The sequence below is a fragment of the Leptospira sanjuanensis genome, assembly GCF_022267375.1.
GTDB lineage: Bacteria > Spirochaetota > Leptospiria > Leptospirales > Leptospiraceae > Leptospira > Leptospira sanjuanensis.
On the sequence record NZ_JAIZBH010000001.1, the window covers coordinates 2,336,583 to 2,352,889 of the forward strand.

Consider the following 16,307-nt stretch of genomic DNA (forward strand, 5'->3'; position numbering starts at 1 on the left):
TGAATACAATCAAGTTCTAATTTTTACGGAGGTTCCGTGTTCTTCGTCCAAACCTTCGAACTCGGAAAGAACCTTCACGTGCGGATACAAATCCTTCAAAGAATCCCGCGACACTTCCTGCCAGGTCACGCGTTTCAAAAACGTCGCAACTCCGAGAGAGGAATAAATTCTCGCGGCGCCCGCGGTCGGAAGGATGTGATTGGTTCCGCTGATATAATCCCCCATCGCCACCGGAGAATAATTGCCCAAAAAGACGGAACCGGCGTGACGGATTTTTTTCAGATCCTCCCGGTAATTCTTGGTTTGGATTTCGAGGTGTTCGGGCGCAAAAAGATCGGAAAACGAAAAACATTCTTCTAAATTAGGAAACACGAATATTTTTCCGTTGTCTTCGATGGACTTCCGTTTCATTTCGCCGCGTTTCGGACGTTCGTGCAGGGCCTTCTCCACTTCTTCGGCGACTTTTTGCGCCAAAGATAAAGAATCGGTGCAAAGAATCGCGACAGAATCTTCTCCGTGTTCGGCTTGCGATAAAAGATCGGCGGCGACCCAGGTAGGATTTGCGGAATCGTCCGCGATGACTAAAACCTCGCTCGGACCTGCGGGAGAATCGATTCCGATCACTCCTTGTCCGCTTAAAAAAACTTTCGCCGCAGTCACGAACTTACTTCCCGGTCCGATGACGAACTCGGAAGCGGGAATCGTTTCGGTTCCGTATGCGACGGCCGCGATTCCTTGCGCGCCCCCCGCTAAGATGATTCGATCCGCGCCGGCGATCTTGGCGGCGGCGATCAGCCCGTCCGGTAATCCGCCTTGTTGCGGAGGAGTAACGATCTGAATGTTTTTTACGCCGGCGAGTTTTGCGGGAATCACTCCCATCAAAATCGTGGAAGGATACAAAGCCTTTCCGCCGGGAGCGTAAACGGAAACCGATTCCACGGGAGTATGACGAATTCCCAATCGATTGCCGTGAACCGTGATTTCTTTGTCTTCCGGAATTTGAATCTTATGAAAGGCCTGGATGTTTTCAGCGGCCTTTTGAAGGGCATTCTCCAGATCGGAATCGATCTTAGGATGAAGGGAAGAGAGTTCCAAAACGAAAGAATCGGGAACCGTTCCGTCGAACTTACGCGTATAATCTCGAAGAGCCGCGTCCCCTCGTTTTTGGACGTCCTCGATGATCGGTTTTACGAGGTTCAACGTGGAACTCAGATCTTCTCGGGCCCGTTTTAATACCGGGTCCAAAATCGTACGATCCTTTAAACTGACTTGTAGAATTGGAATCGACATCTCTCAAAAACCAGGATTTCCGAAAGAACTGTTCCTGCATCTGAAATTTCTGGAAAAAACAATTGCCCGTCAGAAGAATTCGTTCAGTTTACGATTTGCCTATGAAACTCATCTCCCTCAATTGCAACGGAATCCGTTCTTCCTTGGAAAAAGGATTGGCCGATTACATTCAAGCTACAAAACCCGACTTCATCTCGTTTCAAGAAACGAAGGCCATGCAGGAACAGGTTTCCCCTTTTTGGGAAGAATTGGGTTATACTCCGGTCTTTAACAGCGCGGAAAAGAAAGGTTACAGCGGAGTCGCGATTCTTTTTAAAAAACCTCCGCAAAAGATCACTCTCGGAATCGGGGATTCTTTTTTCGATAAAGAAGGAAGAAGCATCTATCTCGAATATCCGGACTTCGCTTTGTGGAACTTATACTTCCCTTCCGGAACGACGGGTGACGTGCGTCAAAACGCGAAGATGAAATTCTTGGACCTCTTTCAAAAAGAAGCCGCCAAACGCAGAAAAAAACAACCGAACATCATCGTTTGCGGAGACGTGAACATCGCCCATACTCCGCAGGACATTCACGATCCGAAAGGCAACGCGAAGAGCAGCGGGTTCTTACCCGAAGAAAGAGAATGGCTGAGCGGATTTTTAAAGCAAGGCTGGGTGGATACGTTTCGTTATTTGAATCCGGACAAACAGGAATATTCGTGGTGGACGTTTCGCGCCGGAGCCCGCGCCAAAAACAAGGGATGGAGAATCGACTATTTCTTTGTTACGGAAGAATTGAAAAAGAACGTCAAAAGTCATTCCATCTACAGGGACAAACCTCTTTCCGATCACGCTCCTCTTGAATTCGAAATTCAGCTTTAACGGAAAGGATTGGAGCGTCGTCAAGGGAAATCCGCGGATTTTGTCGGAACCTTTGAATCATGCGGATCATCCGAACGATTTGGGAAAATGTAGGAACTACCACAAGATTCGAAAATTTCCGAAGTATTCGAAACTGAAAATGCTGTGGGAACTCATACGAAACGAAAAAAAAACGGATCCGTCCGCAGAAATGTAGGAACTACCACAACAACCAAAAATTTCGGAAATGCCCGGAACGAAAGCACGCCGTGGGAACTCCTACAAATCGAAGCAGTACGACAAAGCTCACCCTCCGGTTTTTAAAACGGATCGGATCTTCCACTATCTATTTCTACGAGGACGGTCCTTCGTGCGGTTCAAATGATCTTTGCATCCGGCGGAAAGTTGGGCTTCATTTTTGAGAAGACAATCACGTACCGCCCCTCTTCTTCGATCGACGTCCTTACAGAATTTTTCACGATCCTCAAAACAAGGACTTCCTTTTTGACCCATTCCCGGACCGCCGCCCCCGGATCGTTGCGCCGAAAGACCCCAAACCGCAACAAGCAACGAACACAAAATCAAAAAACGTTTCATAGGATTCTCCTGATAAAAAGGTTGGATTGAAAAACCGGAAGAAGCCCGCACCCGCCCCTCCGGTCCGTCCCAAAACGTTTCCGAATCGCGAGATGGATTCACGAGTTACGTCGTGAGAAGGAGGATCGGAGAGGAAGCACGGAACCTAAATATGCCTTGAAAAAGAAAGAATGTCAATGTCGAAATCGCCAAAACCCCTTCGGCTCGAATTGACATTTATCAAGGAAACGAACTCTAAAAAATCAAGTCGGAAGAATGATATGCAGCAATTCTGATATTCGAATCCTAAGAAACGGAGGAAAAAATGAAATACATCGTAGAATCAAAAAAGTCCGTAGAAGAATGCGTTCGGGATTTGGAAAAAGAGGTCATCGAACGAAAATACGGAGTTCTCCACATCCACAATCTAAAGGAGACGATGAAAAAGAAGGGAGTGGATTTCGCGGAAGAATGCAGGATTTTGGAAGTCTGCAATCCTCACAAAGCGAACCAGGTTCTAAGCGAGGATATGGAAATGAATCTTGTGCTTCCGTGTCGAATCTCCGTTTATTCCGAAAGGGGAAAAACAAAAATCGGAATGATCAAACCGACTTCTTTGTTAGGTCTTTTTTCGGATTCTCGGAAACTTTCGGAAACCGCAAAACAAGTCGAGGACGATCTAATAACGATCATCGAAAATTCAAAAAATTGAATCCTTTTCCGATTCGTCGCCGATCGAAAAAAAAAGGACGCCCGATTGCGTCCTTTTTCGACTCGTTTGCTTATCCCGCTTTTTTGGGAAACTCGGGGATCTCGATCTTCCAATCTTTGAGATCCACGGGAAATTTCGGTAAGAATTTTTTAACCAGTCCGATCGCATCCGATTCGAACAAAAGCACATTATCCGTAATTCTTTCTTGAGACTTGGAACGGACGATTTTCTTTTCGGTAATCGTCCCGTGCAATAAAATCGGATCTTTCCAAAAAGGAATTCTTACTTCTAAGGTTGCGGATTCCCCGACGCTGTCAGGATTGAAACGTCCGAGATTGAGGCTCATGGACGTGCCTTCCCAGCCGCCGATTTCCGCGGAATAATTACCTGTTTTACTATGAACTTCCAAGGGGATGCGAACGGATTTAACCGATTCCTTTACGGAATCCTTGAAATCTTCGATCATTTTTTCGAGCATTTGACGCCTCCCTTCTAAGGAGAAGAGAACATTATTTTGTCCCATTATCTTTTCCTATTAGACGTTGTGCGACGCAACAATAAAACAAAGTTTGTCCAACGATTGCATTTCCCAACGGATCCATTCTTTCAAAAACAACTGAATTCTTTCTTTTTTTCATTCTTTCGCTTCTTTTTAAACTTAATCGATTTGAACCCAAAACCAACAAAGTAGAACACTTCTTTCGATCCGGTTCCAAACCGGTTCGGTTCCATTGTCGGTCGAATCGACCGCTCTTTTTATAGCCCGAAACGATTAGTTTTGCTTTCCATCGGAAATACCTGAGTTATCCTACGAAAAAGATCCATGCTTGCTATTTTACCCGGAGATCCAGACACCAATTCCGTTCTTTCCGGCTTTGTCGGTTTTACGTCGGCGCTTTCTCTTCTGTTCGTGTTGGGTGAAATTCCTCTCGCTCTCAAAGGAAGAAGAAACCGGATTCTTTTGATTTTATTCGGCGCCGTGTTCATCTTTCAAGTGCACGCGTATCTTTTGATCAGCAAAAACATCCGATTCGTCCCGCATCTGTACGCGGTTCATCTGCCTCTGGCGGTTTTGTTCGGTCCGCTTTTGCGTTCTTACATTTCCAATCTTTGGGAAGAAGAGAATACGATTCCCCTCTTTCGTTGGATGGATCTGATCCCGTTTTTAGGAATTCTCGTTCTTTTGACTCCGTTTTATCTTTCCTCGGAAGAATACAAACTCGAGTGTTTGCGGCAATCCGTGGAAGGCCATTTTTCCTGGGATATCCGCCTTGGAATCGCGATCATGTCGATTACCCTTCTCGGTTATCTTTTGAACATCAGTTGGAATCTGATTCAAAGAATCCGTTGGACCACTCTTTATACTCGTCCCGAAATCCGTTTAATTCTTTTCATTCTCGCGGTCGCGGTTTCTTCCTCCGCATTGGGTTTATCCACGAGCATCCAGCAAACCGGAGTCGTTCGTTTGGAAATTTCCTCCATTTTGATCGGAATTCTTTTGTGCGGAATCTACATCATGCGCCAGAGCCATCCCGAAATTTTCAGTGCGGTTAAAAAGATCGTCGAGGAAGAACGGAAATACAAAACCACGCAACTCGGATCGGTGGATCTGAAATCCTTGGAACGGAATCTGAACATTCTTATGGGGGAGAAAAAAATTTACAAAGAAGAGAATCTCGGACTCGCGAGGCTCGCCGAAGAACTGGGAATTTCTTCCCACCAGCTTTCGGAATACTTGAATCTCCACTTAAAACGAAGTTTTTTCCAACTTGTGAACGGATATCGAATCGCGGAAGCGAAACTTCTCCTCCTTCATTCTCCGAAAGATACGGTTCTTTCGATCGCGTATCAGGTCGGATTTCAGTCCAAATCCTCGTTCAACGACGCGTTTCGCAAAGAATCCGGTTTGAGTCCGACCGAATTTCGAAAAAAAGGAAATTCTAAGACCTGATTGATAAGTCAGGTCGTTTTTTTCCGACCGTTTCGACCAAGTCGGACGATTTGATTCGAAAAAAACCGTAAACTAATCCTAAGTCAATCGAGGAGATTCTTTCATGAATCCAGTTCAGTGTGAGTTAGTTTTAGATTGCGTCCAAAAAATCGGACTCTTTCAATTTTCAATGAACGTCGTGCGTTATTACCCGATCGCGGGTTTGGCCTTTTTGATCCTTTACGTTTGGAAGAAGAATTTCTTTCACCGTTTCCGAATCCAATCGGTTTATCCGAAAATGGATAAGATCAAAAACGAATTCAAACAATCCGCGGTTACCCTTTTCGTTTTCACGATCATCGCGACTACGAACATCGTAAGCGCGAGAATGGGTTTGATTCCGAACAACGTGTATTTCGGCGACTACTCGGCTCACGGCGGAATTCCGTATATGATTCTTTCCTTTGTATTGATTACGATCTGGCACGAAACCTGGTTTTACTGGGCGCACCGGTTTATGCACCATAAAAAAGTGTATTCCAAGGTTCATTCGGTGCATCACCAATCGGTGAACCCTTCTCCCATCGCAGCGTATCACTTTCATTTTCTGGAAGCTTTCTTGGAAGGAATTTACATCGTGTTTTTTGTTCTTTTCATTCCGATCCACTTTCACGTCCTTCTCTTTCACACATTCTACGCGATGATTCTAAACATCTGGTGGCATCTGGGGTACGAGTTTTTTCCGAAAAACTGGACGAGACATCCGATCTTAAAGTGGATCAACACTTCCACACATCACAACCTGCACCACCAAAAGTTTCACGGAAACTACAGCCTTTACTTCAACTTTTGGGATCGCGTGATGGGAACGAACTTTCCGTATTACGAAGATTACTTCGAATCGCTCGCGGACAAACGTTCCGAAAAAGGAACGACGTCCAATCCGAAGATTCAGTGGTCGGAAACTCCGGCGGAAGGTTAAACAAACCGCATTCAACCGACTCAAACTTACGAAACACATCTTGCCGCGACCCGCAAAGGCGCGGCTTTTTTATGTTTACGATCCGAACAAATCGCCGATTTACGATAAAACATACTTCCGCTTCGGAAGAATTCATCCGTTTTTTCGGAACGGGTTTTCTCGCTCTGACGGTTTCCCGTTTCTAGAATATTCGTTTTTTATAATTTTAGAAAAGAGGCGATTTCGTTAGCCACCGTTCCGGCCGCTTCCAAAGGAAGAAAATGTCCCGCCTTCGGAATCGTCTTAAATAAAACACGGGAAAAAAATTCCGATTCCAATCCTTTATAAACCGAAGGAGAAATACATTCGTCTTTTTCTCCCGCAAGAACCAAGGTCGGAACGGAAATTTTATGAAACACCAATTCTCGACTCGAATTCCAAAGACCGAAATTCCCCGGGGTCAAAAGTCCCCGGTAATATCCGAGAGCGGTCGTCAGGTGTTCCGGAATCTTTAAATTCGCGGAAACTTCCCGAAACCGATCCTCCGGAATTTTCCAACCCGGACTCCAATCCTCCCAAAGTCGGCGCAAGAGATCGTTTTTCAACAATGCGGATTCAGGAATACCGGCGCGAAGTTGGAAGAACAGAATATACCAGCTTCGTACGATCTGAGAAGGATACGACGCCAGATTTTTAAGATATGTGGGAAGCGGAGGAACCGAAAGAGCGACTAACGCGTCGATCGATCCCGGAGAAAGATTGGCGAACGCATACGAAGCGATCGCGCCCCAATCGTGACCGACCACGATCGTTTGTCCGGGTTTGTGTTTTGCCTTGAGCGATTCGACGATAAACTTCAAATCTCCCGCGAGTTCCGCAATGCTTACGGTCGTCGAAAACGGAACGCTGGAACCGGGAGAATAACCGCGCATATACGGAGCGACGCACGTAAAATCCTTTTTGGAAAAGAATTCCATCAGTTCCTTCATGGAACCGGCGTCGTCCGGAAATCCGTGAAAGAAAAAGATCAGATTTTTTCCCTTCCCTAAACTCAAATATTTGTATTCTCTTTCTCCGTTTTTTAGGGAAGATGTTTCGATTTCCGACATGAAATTCCTCGATGTTTCGCGCTGTGAACCGCGGCGTCTAACGTTTCCGTGAGGGACTACATTCGGGTTTTGAAAGCAGATGTCAACGGAAATCGTTTTGCGGTTTTTGTCCGCTCGTGAACGAGCATTCCGCGTATCGAGGTTGAACCGGCTTCTTCAATCGGTCGGCGCATCCGAATCGGAAAAATGTTTCTTTTTTCGGAAATCGGTTCAACTTGGAAAATCGTATGCCCGCTCTTTCTTGGAACGAAACTTCGAACTTGGATTTGAATTCTCCCCGTTCCGTTTTGTTTCATTTGGGAAGAATTGCGATCCGCAGTTCTTTACCCGGTCCCGCGGTGAGGCGTTTTCTGGAATCCAATCGGCCTTCGGGAAGAATCGTTCTTTTTTCGATCGGCAAGGCCGCCGAACCGATGGCGGCGGCCGCTTACGAACTTCTGGAATCCCAGATTTCCGGAGGATTGATTCTCACCAAATACGGACATTTATCCGGAAATCAATTTCCTAAACTGGAGATTCTCGAAGCGGGACATCCCGTCCCGGATGCAAACAGCATCGCCGGCGGAAAAAGAATTTTAGAACTCTGCGCATCCTTACAACCGGAGGACACGGCGCTCGTTCTTTTATCCGGAGGAGGTTCGGCCTTGTTGGAAGTCCCCGCTGCGGGACTTAGTTTGGAAGATCTAATCGTTTGGAACGAACGCCTTCTGGAGAGCGGTGCGGATATCCGCGAAATCAATTCGATTCGAATTCTTCTTTCGGAAATCAAAGGCGGCGGACTTCTTTCCAAAATTCTTCCCGCAAAATCGATCACTCTGATTCTTTCCGACGTACTCGGAGACGATTTATCCAAGGTCGCGTCCGGACCCACGATTCCTTCTAAAATCGATCCGAATTCCATTTTCAGAATATTCGAACACTATCATTTACCTTCGGATTCGAAAATCAAATCGCTTCTTGAAAAAAAAATCCCGCAATCAAAGGCGATCTCCTCCTTTGAATCCGATAGAGATTCTCCGAAACCCGATCCATCTCCCCGCGATTTTTCCTTTTCAAGCGAAGACTCCGAATCGCAATCGAAACGTAATTCAGTCCATTGTATCGGAAACATTCGACTTGCGCTCGAATCGGTACAAACCGAATGCAGAAAACGGAATATTCCGATTTTATTTCTCACTTCCTGCTTGGATTGCGAAGCGAAGGAAGCCGGATTCTTTTTGGGATCGATCGCGAAGGAAGCCGTCTCCAATTCGAAAACTCCGCTCTTGATTCTCTGCGGAGGGGAAACGACGGTAACACACGACGGCAAAGGTAAAGGCGGAAGAAACCAGGAACTCGCGCTCGCGTTCGCCAAACAAATCGTAGGAGAATCCGGAATCACCCTCTTCTCCTTGGCGACCGACGGAAGCGACGGACCGACCGATGCTGCCGGTGCGATCGTGGATGGAACGACTTGGAACGGGATCTCACAAACGAACGATCCGAATTCCGCTTTACAAAATCATAATTCGTATGAAGCGCTCCGGTCGGCCGGAGCCTTGGTGTTTACCGGCCCGACGGGAACCAACGTAAACGACATTCAATTTTTGTGGATTACTCCGAACGAGAAACGTTAGTCGCCTTGCGGATAAAACCGAAGACAATTTCTTCCCTCTTCCTTTGCGAGATACAAGGCCTTGTCCGCGCGCTCGATCAATTCCGCGATCGAGTTTTCGGGGCTAGGGCTGAGCGTCGCCATTCCGATGCTAAGCGTTACGATCGAATCGGTTTTGGAGGCGGAGTGCGGAATCGCGAGTTTTTCCACCTTTTCTAAGATGTTCCGGCTGACGACGACCGCGTTGGATTCGCTCGTTTCGGGAAGAATGATCGCAAACTCTTCCCCCCCGTAGCGGGCCGCGACATCGCCCGCTCTTCTTGCACAATCCCGGATCGCGGCTGCGACCTGCTTCAAACACTGATCCCCGCCTTGGTGACCGTACGTATCGTTGTAGAGTTTGAAATGATCGATGTCCAACATCAAAAGCGCAACGCTCGTTCCCGTTCTCCAACAGCGTTTCCATTCCGTCGCGAGAACCTCGTCGAAGTATCTTCGATTGTAAAGTCCGGTCAACGCATCCGTTCTCGAAATCGCGACGAGGTACGCGTTCACTTCCTGAAGCTGATCGGTGAGTTTTTCCAACTCCTTCTCCCGTTCCTTTCTGCGAGTCATCTCTTCGAACAAACGAAGAGCGGAACGAACCCGAGCCAAAAGTTCGGTGCCGTCAAACGGCTTGACCACGTAATCAATCGCGCCCGAGTCGAACGCTTCCTGAAGAACGTTCGCCTCTTTGAGAGCGGTAATCATGATGACGGGAATGTCTTTGAGTTCGTCCTTTTCTCGGATCATCTTGAGAATTTCAAGCCCCGTAATCCCGGGAAGTAGGATGTCCAAAAGTATCAGGGAAAATTCTTTTTTAGGAGGATCATCGGTTTTCAAACTGAGCCAATCGATCACTTCATCGGGAGACTGACTCGTCTGCGTATCCTTGTAGCCGGACTTGCGGAGAATTCCCTGCATCAGCATACAATTCTCTTGAGCATCGTCTAAAATCAGAATCGAATTCATCACGAATTTTTCTCCTCGGTTTTTCGAAATCAGCCGAGCCTGGAAGGATCAAAGCTCCGTCGAATTCGCAATGAAATCAAACGAATTTTTTAAAAACTTCTTGCCGGAAGCTTCCGTTGGAGAAGTCTAAGGGGAGGAATGAACCGAAAAGCGAAACGTTTGGCTGCTTTTTTCGGCGCGACCGGTTTGACAGTCGCGTTGGTTTGTTTTACCGTGATGCTTTCCGGAAATCGCTGCCCTGCGTGGGCGTCCGCAAATCCGGCGGTTCAAAACGATCTTCCTCCTTGTCATCAAGCGGAAAAGGCAAAAGATCCGGTTCCTACCTGCTCTTCCTGCGACTTGGTCGTTTCGCAGGAATCCGTCCATCTCCCATCCCCGGAATTGGATAGAAATTATTTCTCGGTTCTTTCTTCGATCCGGAACGTGTTCCCTCCTTCGTTCGGAAAATTTCTCGTTTTCCGTACGGCCGATTCGAGAAGCTCGAAATACGACTCCCAAAAATCCGTTCTCATCTCGATTTCCTCGGTACGACTTCTGATCTGATCCTTCTTTTCCCTTTCCGACTTCGTTTTACAATCGACTCAAATTTTAGAAAAAAGGAATATTCAATATGTTAACTAGAAAAGAACTCATCACACAATCCGCGGCGCTTCTCGCGTTCGCATCCGCCGGATCTCTTTTAGCGAAAGAATCCAGTCACAAACACCACGAAGCTCCGGCAAAGAAGAACGACAAACCGACTTCTAAAAAGGTCGATCGAAAGACCTTGGAGGCCGCGAACAAGTGCATCTTAAACGCGGAGATCTGTCTCGCTCATTGCGAGGAGAATCTTTCCACCGGCGATACGATGCTCGCGGATTGTCTCAAAACCGTAAAAGACACGTTGGCTCTCTGCAAAGCATTCGTAAGTCTCGGGGCTTCCAATTCTCCGCTTACGAAAGAAGTCGCGGCGATCTGTATCAAAGCTTGCGAAGCCTGCGAGAAAGAATGCAGGGTCCACGAATCCCATCATGAAATCTGCAAAAACTGTGCGGATAGCTGCAAAGAATGTATCGCCGAACTGAAAAAAGTCGCGTAAGGAAAGAAATTAAATGAAACGGAAAACAATCCTCTTCTCCCTGATCCTGTTGTTCAATGTCGCTCTTTTGGATGCGAAGTCGATTTTACCCACGAGACCGACAGTTCTCGCCGAATTGAATCAGATTCATCAGTCTTTTCTGAACGGCAAGGAAGTTGTCGCGGATAAACTGATCGCGGTCCTGCAACAAGAAGCGGCTCGCGATTCTTCCCTAACCCCCGCGCTCAAAGCCGCTGAAAAATTAAAAAGCGCGACCGAAGAAAAAGCGAAACTGGAAGCGTATTCCGAACTTTCGGAAGCGTTAAAAGAGTATATTCAAAAAGATGAATCCACCGGAATGCACGTTTTTTATTGCCCCATGGTCAAAAAGAAATGGATCGCTTCCGGAGACAAGATACAAAACCCGTACGATCCTTCCATGAAGAGCTGCGGAAAAAAAATCTAAACGACTGATCGGTTGCGGAAATCTCCGCAACCGATTCTCTACTTGTGCTCGTGTTCCGGAAAACGGATTTGAAATCGGGTACCCGGATGCAGTTTTTCCAATTCGAGTTTTCCCTGAATCTGTTTCGTAAGAATCGTCACGAGCTGCAATCCTAAGGTTTCATGATCCGGATTCAAGAATTCTTCCGGAATTCCTTTTCCGTTATCTTCGATCGCAACGGTAATCATTCCATCCTCCAACTGAGCGGTAAGTTTCAACGAGCCTTCCTGGTTCTCGGAGAACGCGTGTTTGATGGCGTTCGTCACAAGTTCGCATACGATCAAACCGAGGGAAATCGCTACGTCCATTCCGAGGATCAATCCTCTCGCGTCGATTGAGTGTTTGATCTTGGGATCGACACCGTAGAGATTCCATAAATTTTGCAGAAGCATATTCAGATAACTCTCAAAATCGACGTGGGAAAGATCCCTGGATTTATAGAGTTCGTTGTGGACCAAGGACATCGAAAATACGCGGCTCTCCGTGTCCTTTAACAAACCGTATAGTTCTTTCGAAGTAAGATCGCGCGACATCGCGTTGTCCGCCTGTAGATTCAAAAGAGAAACCATGATTTGCATGTTGTTTTTGACTCGGTGATGAATCTCCTGAATCAGAGTATCTTTTTCGGCCAAAGACGCGAGAATCGATTCGCGATTGCGAACCATCTCGGTCACGTCGGTAATCACCGCCAGATCCAGAATCTGATTTCGATAACGAAATTTATACACGGTCGTATCCGCGATCAATTCTTCCCCGTTCTTCTTTTTATGGGTTATCGAAGCGGCACGGTTGACCCCGAATTGGAAGGAAAGAATTTCCCGTCTTACCGCTTCGAAGTTTTTTTCATCGAAGATATGAAGCACGTTCCTTCCGATCAGATCCCTTTCTTCGTAACCGTATTTTTCCAGAACCGCCTGATTCACTTCCAAAATCTCGAACGTATCGTGTTCGAATAAAAAAGCCGGATGCGGATTGTATTGAAAAAATAAACGATATCGTTCTTCGCTTTCCTGTTCGAAGACGTTCTTCCTTTCGAGTTCCAATGCGAGACGATTTCTTTCGTATGCAAAAACCAAGGAACGGCTCAACGAGTAAGAATCGAATTTTCCTTTGTAAACGTAATCCTGCGCTCCTATCTGCAATGCGTTGACTGTGATTTCTTTGTCTTCCGCTCCGCTGCAGATGATGACAGGAATCTGCGGAAACTTACGTTTGATTTCGGATAACGCTTCCAAACCGGCTCGATCGGGAAGAGAAAGATCGAGTAGAACCAAATCGGGACTTTCTTTGGAAATGCTGGAAAGACCGCCGGAAAAATCCGCACTACGGCTGATTTGAAACGAAGGACTTTGAGACTCGCCCAAATATTCCTGAATCAGGCGATAGTCCGCATTCGAGTCTTCGATCAAAAGAACTGAAAAAGAATCTTTAAACATACAAAGGAAACTCTCTATCTATATTTGTTCTAACTGAAACTCTTTAGGAAAACGAATCAAAACTCCGAAACCTTCCGCTAAACCGGTTTCGATTTCCAAACTTCCTCCGTGAAGTTCCGCGATCCTTTTACAAAAAAACAAACCTGTTCCTTGTCCGGCCGACTCATTCGATTCATGAAATGTTTTGAATAAGTCGATGGAAGCTTTTTGCAACTTTTGTTCGAGCCCGATTCCGTTGTCTCGAACGCGAACCTTGTTCCATCCGTCGTCCATAGAACAAGAAACGGAAAGAATCAAAGCCTCTTTCGGTCGTTTGAATCGAATCGAATTGGAAAGAAGCTGCGTAAACAGCTCCCGTAAAAGAAAACCGTTGCCAACGATCCGAGGAAAGATTCCTTCCACGGATATGTTCGCGTTCGCCGTTTTGAGATCGTCTTTGACGGGATCGAGAGAATCCCTCCAGACTTCTTCCAACGAAAGAGTTCGAAAGACGTTCTTTTCTTTTTCGATTCGTAAAAACGAAAGAAGAGATTGGATCCGATTCCAGAGACGCTCTCCGGCTTCTCTTGCGATCCGAAGAAACTCCTTTCCTTTCGGATTCAATTCGTTTACAAAGCGATCGGAAAGCAATTTTAGAAAGGCATTGTGATTTCGAATCGGTTCTTGTAGATCGTGATACAATCGGGAAACCAAGGCGGCGATTTCCTTTTCCTTTAGATTCGATTTTGTCGATTCCGTAAATTCGGAAATCTCTAAGAATAAAACTTCTTCGTTTCCGGATCGAACCCGAGTCAAAGAACCCCTTACGTATAATTCTTCCTGCGAAGAATTCAGGAATTGTTCCCGGAAAAATATCGGTTTTTCTAATTTAGAATTTTTGAATTCTTCCAAAAGAGAAGGATTTTGAAACTGCAAAACTCGATCCAGAGTTTGACTCTTCCCAACTTCTGAAAAAATTCCCGAACATCGATTTGCAAAAGAAGAATTGCACTTTATAATACGCAACCCTTCATCCAAAACACCGATCGGCGTTTGCAGAAGATCGACCCACTGATATTCAGAATCAGTCACTTAGAAGGACTCCTGAAATTCTTCGCCTAAAAAAGACTCCGCCCACATTCAAAAGCCAAACCCTCGGTGTAATTCCAATGTTTGGAAACTACGATTCAAAAAAATTCCCAACACGATCTTTATTGACGTTAAAAAGTAGATATTTCGATAAAAATGTCAATCCTGGTTTTTTGTTTTCTTTCTTTTTTACGAATTTCAGAATATTCTTTTTTTCGAATTTACCTTCCTCTAAATCATTGGAAGTAATCCAAACTGCCTAATTGTATAGTTTATGACAAAATGAATTGACAAAACTCGCTTTGTTCCCGTGGGAAAAGCATTGAAGACAAAAACGAGAGAAAAGGATTTTCGATCAATTTCTTTCAAAAAGAAGCGAAAAAACGAAAAAGATTCAATCATTTATAGCGGTCGCATCGATGATTAGTATTCTAAAAAAGGAGTATAGATTCGTGCACAAAAGGAGCCAGATTATAATCAGAACGCTCCCGAGGCCGGGTGAGGAGGGAAATAAGTTATAGCTTTTGAAAGATTCAGTTTTTCTTATTTAAAAAAAATGAGCGACAAGTTTCTGGCCCGGTTGGCCGGGCCAGGTTGTTATTCCGAAACGGTGATCGACTCGATCACAACCGACTTGGTGGGCTTATCTTGAAAACCGGTTTCGGTTTCCGAAATCGTTTCTACGATGTCCATTCCTTCGGTTACATTGCCGAACACCGCATGACGGTTGTCCAAATAGAAATTATCTCTTACGTTGATAAAAAATTGCGATCCACCCGTGTTCGGCCCGGCGTTTGCCATAGATAGAGTGTATTTCGCGTTCTTTAGATCCTTGTGAAACTCGTCCTGAATTTTGTAACCCGGACCTCCGGTTCCGTTTCCTGTCGGACAACCGCCCTGAATCATAAAATTTTTGATAACCCTATGAAATGTAAGGCCGTTGTAAAATCCGTCTTTTGCTAATTTGATAAAATTTCCCGCAGTGATTGGAGCCCTTTCCTCGTCCAGATAGACCGAAAAATTTCCATAATTTGTCTTAAATACCGCAGTTGCCATGAGAGTTTTCCTCTATTTTAAGAATTCGTTCCCATTTTCCGAAACTAGAGTATAGCAGAAAGCGATTTCTTGCGAAAAACAAACAAAAACGCCGAATCAACTAATTATATTATAAAGAGGTGAATGACCGGAGAAAATAGAATATTCCTTACGGTGGAATTATTTTTTCCTGGATCAGAGAGTCTTCGTACATGCTAGAAATCAATCATCGTTATCTTCCATTCGGAACTTCGGGCGCTCTCCTATTTATTTCGGGGGCAAATTCCAAATCCCGGACCGATCTTTCCCTTCTTTCCGAAGAAATCGCAAAGAAAGAAATCGGCACGATCTGCGTCATTTCAAACGATCATTCGATCGATGCGGAAACGTTAGACTCCATTGATCCGCTCGTCACGGTTCTTTCGATTCAGATTCCTCCGGGCCCCGAAACCAACGACTCGGTGTTCGGCACCTTTTTGAAAATTCAAAAATTCTTGAAGAGAGGAAACCTTCTTTTCCTGATCGAACCGGATTGCGAATCCAGATTTCCTCTTTTTCTATCCAAACTTTTACTCGCGAGCGATCCTTCCCTCTCCGATTCAGAACTCGAAAGTCGGCTTTCCCGTTTCGGTTATTCGGCTCCGGACGGAGACCAAGCGGTTTTTCGGAAATTTCTTTCCAGACACAAGGACCCGCATTCCTTTCATGAAATCCCTCCGGGAGAATTTTCCGTTTCTTCCCATCTCGTTCGAGAAGGAAGACGTCCGTCCGCTTTAAAGTATAAGATTCAGTACGAACCGGGCGTTGAAAATCTTACAAAGATCAAAGCGGTTCCTCTTACGGAAGAGGATCGTAAAATTCAGAAGGTCGGTTTCCAATCTTCTCCGATCCACGCGATCGAAATCGATGATCTGGATGAGGATCAAAAATTAAAAGAGATTCCCGTCGATCCGCCCCCGCATTCTTCTTCCGTAGCTACGGAAATTTCGCCTCCTCCCGTTTCGAATTCCAATCCGGCAACGGAAACCGTTTCGGCAACCGTTTCCGCCGCGCCAACAACGAATGGAATCGAATCCGCGAACGGTTCCGCGGCTTCCGCAAAATCGATCGTTCCTTCGGAAACTTCTAAAGAGGCGAGCGCAAAAGAGAACAAAGCCGCATCACAACGGTCGGCCGAAGAA

Annotated in this window: 16 protein-coding genes and 1 pseudogene; 9 read left to right on the forward strand and 8 right to left on the reverse strand. The window is 45.7% G+C overall.

The window, feature by feature from the left end; translation table 11 throughout:
• Positions 1 to 9 precede the first annotated feature (9 nt).
• Positions 10 to 1,290 carry a histidinol dehydrogenase gene (gene hisD / locus LFX17_RS10500; RefSeq protein WP_238746547.1) on the reverse strand — a complete coding sequence of 427 codons (1,281 nt, stop codon included), beginning with the start codon at positions 1,288 to 1,290 and terminating at the stop codon, positions 10 to 12.
• 101 nt (positions 1,291 to 1,391) lie between these two features.
• On the opposite strand from hisD, the gene LFX17_RS10505 reads away from it, so the two are divergent.
• On the forward strand, positions 1,392 to 2,153 hold the full coding sequence (locus LFX17_RS10505) for an exodeoxyribonuclease III (RefSeq protein ID WP_238730205.1): 762 nt from the start codon (positions 1,392 to 1,394) through the stop codon (positions 2,151 to 2,153).
• A gap of 321 nt (positions 2,154 to 2,474) precedes the next feature.
• On the opposite strand, the gene LFX17_RS10510 is transcribed toward LFX17_RS10505, so the two are convergent.
• Positions 2,475 to 2,729, reverse strand: a complete 255-nt coding sequence (locus tag LFX17_RS10510) for a hypothetical protein (protein WP_238730206.1) — start codon at positions 2,727 to 2,729, stop codon at positions 2,475 to 2,477.
• Positions 2,730 to 3,033: 304 nt separating this feature from the next.
• On the opposite strand from LFX17_RS10510, the gene LFX17_RS10515 reads away from it, so the two are divergent.
• Entirely contained in the window at positions 3,034 to 3,420 is a 387-nt protein-coding gene (locus LFX17_RS10515) for a DUF302 domain-containing protein (protein ID WP_238730207.1), read from the forward strand.
• A 70-nt stretch (positions 3,421 to 3,490) separates the two neighbouring features.
• On the opposite strand, the gene LFX17_RS10520 is transcribed toward LFX17_RS10515, so the two are convergent.
• Positions 3,491 to 3,943, reverse strand: coding sequence for a hypothetical protein (locus tag LFX17_RS10520; RefSeq protein ID WP_238730208.1), 453 nt, complete (start codon positions 3,941 to 3,943; stop codon positions 3,491 to 3,493).
• 300 nt (positions 3,944 to 4,243) lie between these two features.
• Here LFX17_RS10520 and LFX17_RS10525 point away from each other — a divergent pair, with 300 nt between their 5' ends.
• On the forward strand, positions 4,244 to 5,371 hold the full coding sequence (locus LFX17_RS10525) for an AraC family transcriptional regulator (protein WP_238746549.1): 1,128 nt from the start codon (positions 4,244 to 4,246) through the stop codon (positions 5,369 to 5,371).
• Between the two features lie 103 nt (positions 5,372 to 5,474).
• Positions 5,475 to 6,332: a sterol desaturase family protein gene (locus LFX17_RS10530; protein ID WP_238746551.1), complete on the forward strand. Its 858-nt coding sequence runs from the start codon at positions 5,475 to 5,477 to the stop codon at positions 6,330 to 6,332.
• Positions 6,333 to 6,529: 197 nt separating this feature from the next.
• On the opposite strand, the gene LFX17_RS10535 is transcribed toward LFX17_RS10530, so the two are convergent.
• Positions 6,530 to 7,420 (reverse strand): alpha/beta fold hydrolase, encoded by an 891-nt coding sequence (locus LFX17_RS10535; RefSeq protein WP_238730211.1) that lies wholly within the window; start codon positions 7,418 to 7,420, stop codon positions 6,530 to 6,532.
• Positions 7,421 to 7,647: 227 nt separating this feature from the next.
• Between LFX17_RS10535 and LFX17_RS10540 the strand changes: the two genes are divergently transcribed.
• Positions 7,648 to 9,036: a glycerate kinase type-2 family protein gene (locus tag LFX17_RS10540; protein ID WP_238746556.1), complete on the forward strand. Its 1,389-nt coding sequence runs from the start codon at positions 7,648 to 7,650 to the stop codon at positions 9,034 to 9,036.
• Here LFX17_RS10540 and LFX17_RS10545 read toward each other — a convergent pair.
• Positions 9,033 to 10,025: a GGDEF domain-containing response regulator gene (locus LFX17_RS10545; protein WP_238730213.1), complete on the reverse strand. Its 993-nt coding sequence runs from the start codon at positions 10,023 to 10,025 to the stop codon at positions 9,033 to 9,035. The two genes, LFX17_RS10540 and LFX17_RS10545, sit on opposite strands and share 4 nt — an antisense overlap.
• A gap of 138 nt (positions 10,026 to 10,163) precedes the next feature.
• Here LFX17_RS10545 and LFX17_RS10550 point away from each other — a divergent pair, with 138 nt between their 5' ends.
• The 3 genes from LFX17_RS10550 to LFX17_RS10560 all read left to right on the forward strand — a co-directional run bounded on the left by LFX17_RS10550 (position 10,164) and on the right by LFX17_RS10560 (position 11,548).
• Positions 10,164 to 10,568, forward strand: a complete 405-nt coding sequence (locus LFX17_RS10550; protein WP_238746558.1) for a hypothetical protein — start codon at positions 10,164 to 10,166, stop codon at positions 10,566 to 10,568.
• Between the two features lie 67 nt (positions 10,569 to 10,635).
• The gene (locus LFX17_RS10555; protein WP_118955845.1) at positions 10,636 to 11,103 is read left to right on the forward strand and encodes a four-helix bundle copper-binding protein; all 468 of its coding nucleotides are present in this window, start codon (positions 10,636 to 10,638) and stop codon (positions 11,101 to 11,103) included.
• Positions 11,104 to 11,116: 13 nt separating this feature from the next.
• Complete coding sequence (locus tag LFX17_RS10560; protein WP_238730216.1) at positions 11,117 to 11,548, forward strand: LIC13259 family plasminogen/vitronectin/complement-binding protein; 432 nt, start codon at positions 11,117 to 11,119, stop codon at positions 11,546 to 11,548.
• Between the two features lie 38 nt (positions 11,549 to 11,586).
• Here LFX17_RS10560 and LFX17_RS10565 read toward each other — a convergent pair whose 3' ends face one another.
• The 3 genes from LFX17_RS10565 to LFX17_RS10575 all read right to left on the reverse strand — a co-directional run bounded on the left by LFX17_RS10565 (position 11,587) and on the right by LFX17_RS10575 (position 15,147).
• Positions 11,587 to 13,023, reverse strand: a complete 1,437-nt coding sequence (locus LFX17_RS10565; protein ID WP_238746560.1) for a histidine kinase dimerization/phosphoacceptor domain -containing protein — start codon at positions 13,021 to 13,023, stop codon at positions 11,587 to 11,589.
• 18 nt (positions 13,024 to 13,041) lie between these two features.
• The gene (locus LFX17_RS10570; protein ID WP_238746562.1) at positions 13,042 to 14,094 is read right to left on the reverse strand and encodes a sensor histidine kinase; all 1,053 of its coding nucleotides are present in this window, start codon (positions 14,092 to 14,094) and stop codon (positions 13,042 to 13,044) included.
• A 594-nt stretch (positions 14,095 to 14,688) separates the two neighbouring features.
• Positions 14,689 to 15,147, reverse strand: a complete 459-nt coding sequence (locus LFX17_RS10575) for a peptidylprolyl isomerase (protein ID WP_238746564.1) — start codon at positions 15,145 to 15,147, stop codon at positions 14,689 to 14,691.
• Positions 15,148 to 15,338: 191 nt separating this feature from the next.
• Here LFX17_RS10575 and LFX17_RS20995 point away from each other — a divergent pair.
• Positions 15,339 to 16,073, forward strand: a pseudogene (locus LFX17_RS20995) (adenylate/guanylate cyclase domain-containing protein); the annotation flags it as partial.
• Between the last annotated feature and the right edge of the window lie 234 nt (positions 16,074 to 16,307).

Excerpts from the sequence above, each read along its gene's own strand:
- LFX17_RS10530 (WP_238746551.1), top strand. The coding sequence starts at position 5,475 with ATGAATCCAGTTCAGTGTGAGTTAGTTTTAGATTGCGTCCAAAAAATC.
- LFX17_RS10525 (WP_238746549.1), top strand. The coding sequence starts at position 4,244 with ATGCTTGCTATTTTACCCGGAGATCCAGACACCAATTCCGTTCTTTCC.
- LFX17_RS10515 (WP_238730207.1), top strand. The coding sequence starts at position 3,034 with ATGAAATACATCGTAGAATCAAAAAAGTCCGTAGAAGAATGCGTTCGG.
- LFX17_RS10520 (WP_238730208.1), bottom strand. The coding sequence starts at position 3,943 with ATGGGACAAAATAATGTTCTCTTCTCCTTAGAAGGGAGGCGTCAAATG.
- LFX17_RS10505 (WP_238730205.1), top strand. The coding sequence starts at position 1,392 with ATGAAACTCATCTCCCTCAATTGCAACGGAATCCGTTCTTCCTTGGAA.
- LFX17_RS10510 (WP_238730206.1), bottom strand. The coding sequence starts at position 2,729 with ATGAAACGTTTTTTGATTTTGTGTTCGTTGCTTGTTGCGGTTTGGGGT.
- LFX17_RS10575 (WP_238746564.1), bottom strand. The coding sequence starts at position 15,147 with ATGGCAACTGCGGTATTTAAGACAAATTATGGAAATTTTTCGGTCTAT.
- hisD (WP_238746547.1), bottom strand. The coding sequence starts at position 1,290 with ATGTCGATTCCAATTCTACAAGTCAGTTTAAAGGATCGTACGATTTTG.
- LFX17_RS10555 (WP_118955845.1), top strand. The coding sequence starts at position 10,636 with ATGTTAACTAGAAAAGAACTCATCACACAATCCGCGGCGCTTCTCGCG.
- LFX17_RS10540 (WP_238746556.1), top strand. The coding sequence starts at position 7,648 with ATGCCCGCTCTTTCTTGGAACGAAACTTCGAACTTGGATTTGAATTCT.
- LFX17_RS10550 (WP_238746558.1), top strand. The coding sequence starts at position 10,164 with ATGAACCGAAAAGCGAAACGTTTGGCTGCTTTTTTCGGCGCGACCGGT.
- LFX17_RS10560 (WP_238730216.1), top strand. The coding sequence starts at position 11,117 with ATGAAACGGAAAACAATCCTCTTCTCCCTGATCCTGTTGTTCAATGTC.
- LFX17_RS10535 (WP_238730211.1), bottom strand. The coding sequence starts at position 7,420 with ATGTCGGAAATCGAAACATCTTCCCTAAAAAACGGAGAAAGAGAATAC.
- LFX17_RS10565 (WP_238746560.1), bottom strand. The coding sequence starts at position 13,023 with ATGTTTAAAGATTCTTTTTCAGTTCTTTTGATCGAAGACTCGAATGCG.
- LFX17_RS10545 (WP_238730213.1), bottom strand. The coding sequence starts at position 10,025 with ATGAATTCGATTCTGATTTTAGACGATGCTCAAGAGAATTGTATGCTG.